Genomic DNA, 1919 nt, shown 5'->3' with positions numbered 1-1919 from the left:
GATAATCCTGAATGTAAAGTGGTCCAAGATTGATTAGCTTGTCGATAGAATTTGATCCATGAACGTCAAAGCCGAGACCGAGTTTGTCATTTGTAATTTCCCACTCACCTTGGGTGACAGTGAGCGGCGTAAAATTGCCGTTGTAGATGCTGTTTGCATTGTTGGCGTTCCAGTTGTAACTGAATCCTGCGACATCGTTAGGGCGCTCACTGGCACGATAGCCGTAATTGTCTATACGAAGTACATATCCGCCATCTAATTTTGCAACTTTGCCAAATGTGAATGCACCGTTAGCATCAGTTTGTGTTACGTATTCGGGTAGTCCGAAGAAACCGCACTCGGTTTGGCAACTGCTACCACCGTAAAGTGCCCAACCAGCTGCTGTATCACTCGCCTGAACTTCAGGCACCAAGCGTACTTGAACTCCTGCTGAGGCTGTTGCATAAGATCCGACAGTGCCGTCCCAGAGGGTACCTTTGTCAATCAAGACACCCGTCAGACTGTTGATAAGAGCAGGAATTTTGACACGATCAGAAGCAACTAGGTTGCTGACAACGATGCTGTTTGGATTTCCTCCAGCGGTGCCATAATGAGTTATGACTGCCTGAGCATTATCGATACGGCTGTGATATGTTGCATACCCTTCTTTCTGGTAAGAAACATAGATTCTGCCAGTGGTAGAGAGATTAGTTTGCTCTAAATTTTGTGCTGTGGAATTAACTGTTACGCCTGTGACCGGTACGTCATTCATCACCCAGTGTCCATCTGCATCAGATGTGGTCGTCCGCCCATATGCACTGACAGTAAAACCTTGAACGGGCATTCCGAAGTCATCAACAATTACTCCAGAAAGATTCGTCTTTAGGGTTGTCCTGTTCTCAATATTCCCATTATTTGTGGCAGTGGCTGCCCCATCGTCGACTCTCATTCCCTCACAGCCAGTGAGGCCGGCAGCTCCGGCGGCCACGAGTAAGGCAATGCTCCACTTTTTAATCATGTTCGGCTTCATAAACACATATCCTTCAAAGAAGTCATAAATTACGGAGAACCCTCTCAGTTTCACCGAAGAACAATGAGCAACCCGCTCCTTAGGTTCACATTTCCCGTGGGCAGAATCTTTTTGATCGATCCTGTGAAGCTTAGGAAAAACTGGTTTGCCTATGAATCCTGTTAGCAGGGGAAGACAACTCATTTTTCCTCACATTTCTGCGTGGCCGCGGAAATCACCTTGTCCGTTCTGACTTAGGAACTTAAAGACCCATCAATGTCAGAACATATCTACTTAGATTACAAGGAGGCAATGATAGACCCTAACCCTTGAAAAGCAAGCTGAAATTTATAAAATCTCATTTGCTGAACCTTCAATTCAATGAGCACTACCATGCGCAAAACCAAGTTTGGATTCCCAATCTTCCTTGACGAAGCCAAGAGTCAGGTCTGGTTCGTGTAGGGAAAGAATGGTTCTAAATAGGTTTACTGCAAGGGTAGTACCAGAATTGAAATTCTTTAAAAACGATGGATTCATTCTCGTTTTCAAGTAGTTGTGCTTGTTTTTACAGCACGTAAGCGTTCATTTTCGTTTTGTAATGAAAAGCGTCAATTTATCAAAGTCCATTTGAATACCTGGGGGGCTTAATTTTGCTAATGTTGATCACTCAAATTAGCCATCTCAATTTGTGTGTGGAGTATCTATTCTCTTCTGTAAAATCTGTCTACCACTCTGTAAGTAGCTTACTCACAGTACCTTTTGTTTTGCTTTCCACGACATTTGGGACCTTTTGACTAACCTGGCTGTTTCCGGCGGTCTCTTTCCTGAGAGAACACTCAGAGTGTTGGATTAGCTTGGATGATACTTGAGGATAGCTTGTTGAGGTGGGGGCTTACTTTGTGTTGATGATGTTTACCCCCCCCCCCATCAG

The 1919-nt window shown here is 44.5% G+C and carries 2 protein-coding genes; both read right to left on the bottom strand.

Annotated elements, in window-relative coordinates; translation table 11 throughout:
• Window positions 1-997: hypothetical protein (locus P8O70_05020; protein MDG2196239.1), on the bottom strand; the 997-nt coding region annotated here is incomplete at its 3' end.
• A 369-nt stretch (window positions 998-1366) separates the two neighbouring features.
• A complete protein-coding gene (locus P8O70_05015) occupies window positions 1367-1525 on the bottom strand; it encodes a hypothetical protein (protein ID MDG2196238.1) in 159 nt (52 codons plus the stop codon).
• Between the last annotated feature and the right edge of the window lie 394 nt (window positions 1526-1919).

Source organism: SAR324 cluster bacterium (assembly GCA_029245725.1).
Taxonomy (GTDB): domain Bacteria; phylum SAR324; class SAR324; order SAR324; family NAC60-12; genus JCVI-SCAAA005.
This window is presented reverse-complemented; position numbering and strand designations above follow the sequence as displayed.

Bases quoted from the DNA above. Each gene is read 5' to 3' on its own strand.
- P8O70_05015 (MDG2196238.1), bottom strand. From the start codon at position 1,525: ATGAATCCATCGTTTTTAAAGAATTTCAATTCTGGTACTACCCTTGCA.